8 protein-coding genes are annotated in these 7906 nt (G+C 46.9%); 4 read left to right on the forward strand and 4 right to left on the reverse strand.

All coding sequences use genetic code 11. The annotated features are described in order from the left end of the window. Nucleotides 1-119 precede the first annotated feature (119 nt). From HRU21_07770 to djlA, 4 genes are all read right to left on the reverse strand, one after another. Nucleotides 120-1226, reverse strand: coding sequence for an ABC transporter permease (locus tag HRU21_07770; protein ID NRA42188.1), 1107 nt, complete (start codon nt 1224-1226; stop codon nt 120-122). Beyond that, a complete protein-coding gene (locus HRU21_07775; GenBank protein ID NRA42189.1) occupies nt 1219-2199 on the reverse strand; it encodes an ABC transporter ATP-binding protein in 981 nt (326 codons plus the stop codon). The genes HRU21_07770 and HRU21_07775 overlap by 8 nt, the downstream gene beginning before the upstream one ends. Before the next feature lies 1 nt (nt 2200). Continuing rightward, the gene (locus HRU21_07780; GenBank protein NRA42190.1) at nt 2201-3166 is read right to left on the reverse strand and encodes an HlyD family efflux transporter periplasmic adaptor subunit; all 966 of its coding nucleotides are present in this window, start codon (nt 3164-3166) and stop codon (nt 2201-2203) included. Nucleotides 3167-3292: 126 nt separating this feature from the next. Beyond that, a complete protein-coding gene (gene djlA, locus HRU21_07785) occupies nt 3293-4063 on the reverse strand; it encodes a co-chaperone DjlA (GenBank protein ID NRA42191.1) in 771 nt (256 codons plus the stop codon). A gap of 158 nt (nt 4064-4221) precedes the next feature. Here djlA and HRU21_07790 point away from each other — a divergent pair, with 158 nt between their 5' ends. The 4 genes from HRU21_07790 to HRU21_07805 are packed head-to-tail and all read left to right on the forward strand — an operon-like array spanning nt 4222 to nt 7769. Continuing rightward, nucleotides 4222-6894, forward strand: coding sequence for a YdbH domain-containing protein (locus HRU21_07790; GenBank protein NRA42192.1), 2673 nt, complete (start codon nt 4222-4224; stop codon nt 6892-6894). A 48-nt stretch (nt 6895-6942) separates the two neighbouring features. Continuing rightward, the gene (locus HRU21_07795) at nt 6943-7140 is read left to right on the forward strand and encodes a YnbE family lipoprotein (GenBank protein ID NRA42193.1); all 198 of its coding nucleotides are present in this window, start codon (nt 6943-6945) and stop codon (nt 7138-7140) included. 18 nt (nt 7141-7158) lie between these two features. Next, entirely contained in the window at nt 7159-7494 is a 336-nt protein-coding gene (locus tag HRU21_07800) for a YdbL family protein (protein NRA42194.1), read from the forward strand. A gap of 23 nt (nt 7495-7517) precedes the next feature. After that, a complete protein-coding gene (locus HRU21_07805) occupies nt 7518-7769 on the forward strand; it encodes a hypothetical protein (protein NRA42195.1) in 252 nt (83 codons plus the stop codon). Nucleotides 7770-7906 lie beyond the last annotated feature (137 nt).

Here is a 7906-nt window from a genome sequence, read left to right on the forward strand (position 1 = left end):
CGATATATCTAGCCGTTTATTACGGGCGTAAGATTGCCTGGCAGGTCTATAGCGCAAACCTTTCCAGTGATGCCTGACAGAGTGTCGCGCCTGCAACAATCTGCATCAAACTCAACCTGTTAATCGAGGCGCTTTTTAAAGCCACGTAAGGCTAATCCCAAGGTCAGCATAAAAAAACCGGCCAAAAAACTCATCTCAGCGATTAAGTCAGGCCATTCTGCGCCGCGAAGAATAATCCCTCGCGCAAGTCGAATAAAATGCGTCATCGGTAGCAATTCGGCTAGCCATTGAGCGAATACTGGCATTGCTTGATAGGGAAACATAAAACCCGACAGCAATATTGACGGCAGTAAAACAAAAATGGCCAGCTGCATGGCGGCTAATTGATTCACCGCACGGGTAGAGATAAATAAGCCGAGGCCTAAGTTAGCAAAAATAAACAGCAAACAGCAGCTGAACAATAAGCTGAGGCTACCAATAAAGGGTAGCTGAAATAGCAATTTACCCAGCAGTAGCACAATGCCTACTTGAATTAGGCCAATAATCACATAGGGAATCAGTTTACCAACCATTAATTCTAGGGTTTTTACCGGAGTGGCAATAAGCAGTTCCATATTGCCGCGCTCGCGCTCACGGACGATGGCAATGGCGGTAAATACTGTTAAGGTCATGGTTAAAATAACACCTAACAGTCCAGGTACCGTAAATAGCGCAGCGCGCTGTTCTGGGTTATACAATAGTTCAACCGTAATGCCGCTAGAAAACGACTGACTGCGTTCGCCATTGCTGCTCGTTATTGGCATCAGGCTGAGGCTTTTAAGTGCGCTGGCCATCACCGTATCGGAGCCATCGACAATAAAATGTGCGACCGGCTGAGCTGACTGATGTTCGATGCGCGTCTGTATATCTCGGGGTATGACCAAACCCGCTGCAATGCTGCCAGCCCGCAGCTGATGCATGATTTGTGCAGGGCTGCTGTAAAATGCGGTGACATTAACGACTTGGCTTGCTTTTATATCTTCGATCAATAGCCTTGAATACTGATTTTGTGCATGGTCAACCACGGCGATAGGGACGTGTCGTACATCGGTATTAATCGTATAGCCAAACAATAAAAGTTGCACCAACGGTATCATTACTACCATGCCAAATGTGAGCTTGTCGCGTCGAAGTTGAATAAACTCCTTCAGGCATATCGCTTGAATGCGTCGCAGCGCACTATGCATCATTGTGGCCCTTGAGTGTGGCTGCAACGAAAACATCTTCGATGCTCACCGCAGCGAGCCGCAGCTGATAATCTGGGCCAAGCAACTCAGCAATCATTGGCAGTGGTTCATCAATATTACTATCGACAATTACTCTCAGTAGCAAACCGCTTTGCGCCACGGTAATAATATTCTCGTGCTGCTTCAAGCGATCGCTTATCGCAGCAACCTGGTCGCCTTCGACAATCACCACGCTGTGTGGAAACTGTTGTTTCAGTGCCTGTGTTTGGCCGTCTGCAACTTTCACGCCCTCATTTAAGATGGTGAGGTGGTGACAGCGCTCGGCTTCATCCATCAGGTGCGTTGAAACCAAGATAGTTGTTCCCTCAGCAGCTAAGCGAAAAAAACGCTGCCACATATCTCGTCGGGTATTGGGGTCAACTTCTGATGTGGGTTCGTCTAACAGCAGTAGTTTTGGCTTTGTGATAACGGCGGCGGCAAGCGCGAGTCGGCGCTTTTGTCCGCCGCTCAGTGGGCCGGCAAGTCGTGACTGAAAACTGGCCAGATTATACTCCTGCATTACTTCACTCACACGCTGATGACGCTGGCTGGCAGTTAATCCGCGGATATTGGCAATGAAGTCGAGATTCTCTTTTACCGTCATGTCTTGGTATAGCGAAAAGCGTTGAGTCATATAACCCACTTGATCTCGAATCGTTTCCCCATGTCCATCAATTGACAGACCCATCACCTCGACATCGCCAGCGCTTTTGCTTAATAATCCACACATCATGCGAATAGCGGTAGTTTTACCAGAGCCGTTTGGACCCAAGAAACCATGCACTTGGCCAGCATGAATCTGCATGCTCAAATTATCAACTGCGCAGAAATCTGCAAATCGCTTGCTTAGCTGATGCACGCGAATTATTGGCTGGCTAGCTGTGGCTGGGGCAGGCTGGGGGTATAGCTCGCTATGCGCGTCGCTGTTGTTCATATCAAGGCTCGGCAATGCGCGCGGGCGCTTGCATTTGCACTGGTATGCCGAGTGGTAGGTCGGTGGCCTGACTATCAAGAATATCAATCTGTGCAACAAACATCAGTCTGCTGCGATTGTGTTCTGATAGGGCATAGTAGGGGGTAAAGCTTGGCTGATCGGCTAGGCTACGAATTTTTCCTTGCATGGGTTGCGCGATACCGTCGACAGTAATCAATACCTCACTGCCAATGTTAAGCTGGCTAAGCCATGTTTCAGGAATATACACCCGCGCCCAAGGTTGCTCGCCGGCTAATACCGTACTAACGATTGCATTGATGGGTGGCTTGTCACCTTGTTTAAATGGCAGGCTGTCGACTTTACCAGCCCGTTCGGCATACACTGTGTATCGACTGAGTAATAGCTGCTGCAGCTCAAGTTCCGCTTCGATAGCGTGAAAATTAGCGCGCGCTTGTTCGATTTCTTCTACCCGATAGCCAGACTCTAATTCGTTTAATTTTTGCAGTGCAACTTCTTCTGCGCCTAAGGCCTGCTTATAACGCTGCTCGGCATCATCGAGCTGACGCTGACTGTTAAGATTGCGTGCCCGCAGGTCTTTTTGCCGTTGAAACTGAACCTGTTGGTTTTTTCTGCTAATAGTATTGGCATTGAGTTCAGCTTTGGCCGAGGCAATTTCTTCGCTGCGATAACCTGATTCAAGCTCTCGTACCTGCCAGCGAGCTTGCTCAACGGCAGCGGCTAATTTTTTAACGTGGGCTTGCTGCAGACTATCATCAAGTTTGATTAAAGCTTGGTGCGTGCTTACAAAGTCGCCTTCCTTTACATAGATTTCAGTAATCACTTCGGATGCAATCGCACGACCATTGATTCTATCCCATTCTAGGGTGCCCAGTGCCTCAGGCGCACCTGAACCGCATGCGCTAAGCATCATAAGGCTTAGCATAAGAGTTAAAAAAGAGTTTCGCATAAACAATTCCATCTGATATTGCAGAAATTCTGGCACACATTGATTTGATTGCCAATTAATCAAACCAAGTAGTTAGGCAGTCTCTTTTGCATTGAAATAATTATTACTGCGCTGCGCAATAAAGGCTTAGTTGCCGCGATGTTGCTGTATGCGTTCGTAGGCCGTGCGAATTTCCTGAGAGCGTTCGGTGGCCTCTTTAATCATATCCTCTGGTAAACCCTGGCCCATCAGTTTATCGGGGTGGTATTTGCTGATCAGCTTACGATAGGCACGTTTCACTTCTTTGTCGGTGGCGTTTTCACTAACCCCCAATGCTGCGTAGGCCTGTTCAATAGGGGCTTGTTGCGCATTGTCGCCAGCAAACTGATTCTGTGCGCCAATCATTGCCATCAGCTGATTAAATTCTTGCTGACTAAAGCCCAATTGCTGAGCAACATGGATCAGTAGCGCCTGCTCAGCTTGATCGAGTACACCATCAGCCATAGCTAACACAATCAAATAGCTCAATAATGCCTGATTTAAACTTTTGGTTTGGCCACAGTGCTGTTTGAATTCTGCTAGGCATTGATCAACATTAAAATCAGCAGCACTGCCTTGTTTAAAATAGGCGATAGCTTGCTGACGGTGATCAGCCTGCATGCCCATCTGGGTCATTAATGCTTCAACACCGTCAATTTCCTGCTGCGAAATATGACCATCGGCCTTGGCTAATCTTCCCATCAGTTGAAAAGCCGTTTTTAAAAAGCTTTGCTGACGGGATTTAGCCGAGAGTGGGTTGACTGCACCAATACCCAATTGGCTACTGCGGTCAATCATTGAACCAATAAAAAAACCGATGGCAGCACCGATAATGCCAAGTGCACTGAAACCAAAAATAGCACCTAAGAATTTAAACATAATAAACAGCATTCATTTAAAAAGAGGCTTTGTATAGTAACGCATCCGCCTAGATTCGATAATCCCCTAAGCCCATATTTGTCATGCGGCGCAGAATTTTCAGTGCGTTATAAGCAACGGTATATCATAATGGCGATTCCTTAAACGATGGATTGTATATGTGGAAAGTTTTTCTCGGGTTTAGTCTTGCGATAATCGTAATGCTGCTGCTCATCATTGCGCAGGCGGTTCGCCCGATAGCAATATACCTCGTGAATGCGCATGTGCTGGATCAGCAGGCCGGTTTAGCACTGCATCATTTGGGTGATATTCAAATTAGCACAACGCGAATCAGGCTGTCAGAGCTGCATGTGTTAATTGATGGTCATGAGCAAATCCTAGATGGCATTGACTTGCAAGGGGATTGGCTTAACGCTGAACTTCATCGTTTGCACATCGAGTCGCTGCAGATTAATTTGCCGCTCAATGCTAAAGCTTTAAGCGATGCTAGCCATTTGCCGAAGGCCCAGCGGCTAACACCCTATCAACAGTCATCCTTACCTTACAACTCAGTCAATGCCATGTATGCGGATTTATCACCGCTACTGTCGCAATTAGACCCAGATTTCGAGCTAACAATTAGCGCTATTACTTGGCGGCAACAACCGTCAATGCTGCCCTTAAGTTTGCGTTTTCGCGCTGATCAAGCTGGTGCTGACATGCATCAAAGCAGCCCAGTCTCATTAGCAACGCCATTCAGCTACAAGTTAGGCGTGGAGCAGGCTGAGCTAGCATTTGAACTCTCAGCGCATCTTGCACCGCAGACTGTGTTGCTCGATGCAAATTTAATGCAATCTGAAAATGGCCTGAGTTTATGGCCGNTAAAANTNNTTTGCGAAGACCATGCGCAACACAGTCAATGCTCGCTTCGCAGTCAATTGCAGCCAGCCGCATTACTTGAAATACTTTTGCAAGCAGCGAGCGCTAGTGGACAGATGTCAGAGCGTTTGGCGCAGTCTTTAGCTCATGCTATTGAAACCGCAGCAGGCATATACCTGATACAGGCTGATGCACAGTGGCCTCATGCCTCTGCCTATCTATCGGCTGTTGAGGCGGACATGTCGCTGCAACAACAAGCGCCATTGAAGGCGGATGTTAGCGGCTTTATTGCTCATCCGGCGGAAAATATTCTGCTTGCTCTTGATTTAGTTAAGCCATGGCAGCTGCGTTGGCAAGATAATCAATTGAGTCAGATTGAACCGCTGTCGCTAAAGTTGCTGCTGCAGCCTGACAAGGCTTTACCGACGGCAGCTTCGCTTCAGCTGACAGAGGTATTCTGTACGACTGATTTGGCTTGTGATGGCGAGTTGTCACTCGAGGCACCTCTGCAGCAGCGCGCTATTCAGGCTTGGTTGTCACCACAGGCGCCAGCGCCTGCATGGTCATTTGCACCAAGCCAATTGTCGGCCATTATCGATTGGCAATGGCCAGTTGATAGTGACAATCTGCTGCGTTTGTCATTCAGAGATCAAAACATACTGCAGCTTCGAGGGCTGCAGTATGCTGGCAGTTCCTTGCAAACAGCCAGACTTGCGATTGAGACAATGCAGCTGCAGCTGCAGCTTAGCGCTGATGCGATGTGGTCCTTGGTAGCGAGTGAGATATTGCTAGACCTTGGCGATCTTGATGCAGACGCTATTTCAATGGCCGCTGCATCGCTCGCAATTAAGGACGTGGCGTTAGATTTTGCTGAGCAACATTGGCAAGGCAGCGCGAGCGTAATGGGGCAGCTGATCGATATTCAACTGCCAGCTCAGGCGTTATCGTTGTTTGAAATGCAGTTACAGGCACCGATTAAAATTACGGCGCCTCATATTCAATTTGAACTGATGGTGCAGCATGCAGAACAGGAGCTGCTGACGCTTACGGGGCAGCATCAGATGGATCAGGGGTTTGGTGAGGCAGAATGGCTAATGCCTGCGTTACAGTTGAGCGATGCCTTGCCTTTACATAGTCAGTTGGGGCTGGAACAGGCCTTGCCAGTGTGGCTAAATGCCGGCGAGCTCGCGGCAGATGGTCAACTACTTTGGGGCAGTAAGTTTTTTGCAGATGGCAGTATTTATTTGCGCCAGTTAGGCGGGGCGTTTGAGGATTATTTGTTTGAAGGGCTGAATGGTCATCTGATGGTTCAGAGCCGTGGTGGCAATTTGCGCTACTCTAGCTTTGGTAAAATCACAGCCGATGCGATCAATGCTGGTATCAGTATTAACGATGTGGCATTGGCGCTAAACGGCTTTAGTGATGATGACGTCTTAGAGATACAGGATTTTCGTGCAAACTTATTAGACGGTGAATTAAGTCTCGACAGCTATCAACTCGACTTGAATAAGTCGCAACATAGTGGGCTGTTAAAGCTGGAAAATTTATCGCTGGCTGAGGTAATGCAGTTAATTGATCAAGCCGGTCTAAGTGGCTCAGGTTCCTTGAATGGCAGGTTGCCGTTTAATCTGAACGGCAGTGATTTCACCATCAGTAATGGTTTGATTTATTCAATGCCGCCGGGCGGTCAGATACAGTATCAAGACCCTGCATTACGCGACAGCAATCTTGCTATGCGCTTAGTTTATGATGCTTTAAGCAACTATCAATATCGTCAATTGGTGTCGACAGTCGACCTGAATGATGAGGGTAAACTGTTGCTTGGTGTAACGATGCAAGGGCGCAACCCAGACTTTGAAAATGGTCGCGATATTAACCTGAATTTGAATATTGATGACAATGTGATGCAGCAAATGCGCAGTATTAATGCAATCGACAGCATCACCGAAAAAATTGAAAAACAGTATCAGTAAAACAAATCTGCTGTGCTAAGCTGATGCCATCACGATAAAGGATTATATATGAGATTTTCTGCTTCACTCCTGCTTGCCTCCGTTTTGTTAATGCTTGGCTCACTTCAGGCCTGCTCGCCAACGGTTCAGGTAGCCGCGCCGTCTGAACCGATTACGATAAATATGAATATTAAAATCGAACATGAGATTCGAGTGAAGGTGGATCAAGAGCTGGACGATTTGTTTGACGATGAGGAGATTTTTTAAGTGATGATAACGATGAAAATGGTATGCCGCAGTTTACTGATTTGCCTGTGCTGCAGCAGTATTACACTCTGGGCAATAACGCTTGATGAAGCCAAAGCTAAAGGCTATGTCGGTGAAAAGGCGAGTGGCTACTTAGGTATTCCTGATGGCATCAAACCGAGTGATGAAGTGCTAGACTTGGTGAAAAAGGTGAATAAAGCCCGTAAAGGCAAATACACCGAAATTGCCTTAAAAAACAAATTGCAGCCCAGTGAAGTCGGTAAGCTTGCTTACGAAAAAGCGATTAAGCGCAGCAAGCACGGGCATATGTATCAAAACTTGAAAGGCAAGTGGGTGCGTAAATTAATTAAATGATAAAAACCAACAAGGATACTGTTATGAAAACGTTATTATTTGCAGCTTGCACAACTTTATTGATCAGCGCGCTGCCGGCGCAAGCTGTTGATTATAAAGGGGTATACGATGCGGTTGATAAGGACAAGGCGAAAGAGTCCGTAGACACCGATAAGCTAAAAGATGCGGTCTCAGATAAAGAGGTTGATTATAAAAAAGCTATGAAGTCTGTCGATACTGACAAAGCTAAAGATTCGGTTGACCTAGACAAGGCTAAAGAAGCCCTAATGAAATAGATTGCGAGCAAACGAAGGCACTTTTCTAGGTAAATACACTCAGCTTTACTTACTCGATAGAGTGCCTTTTGTTCAAGCCCTTAATGTTCAAGCCCTTAATCTTAAGCGCTTAATATACAACCCCTCTATGCTCAGGC

The sequence above is a fragment of the Pseudomonadales bacterium genome, from assembly GCA_013215025.1.
Classification (GTDB): Bacteria; Pseudomonadota; Gammaproteobacteria; order Pseudomonadales; family DT-91; genus DT-91.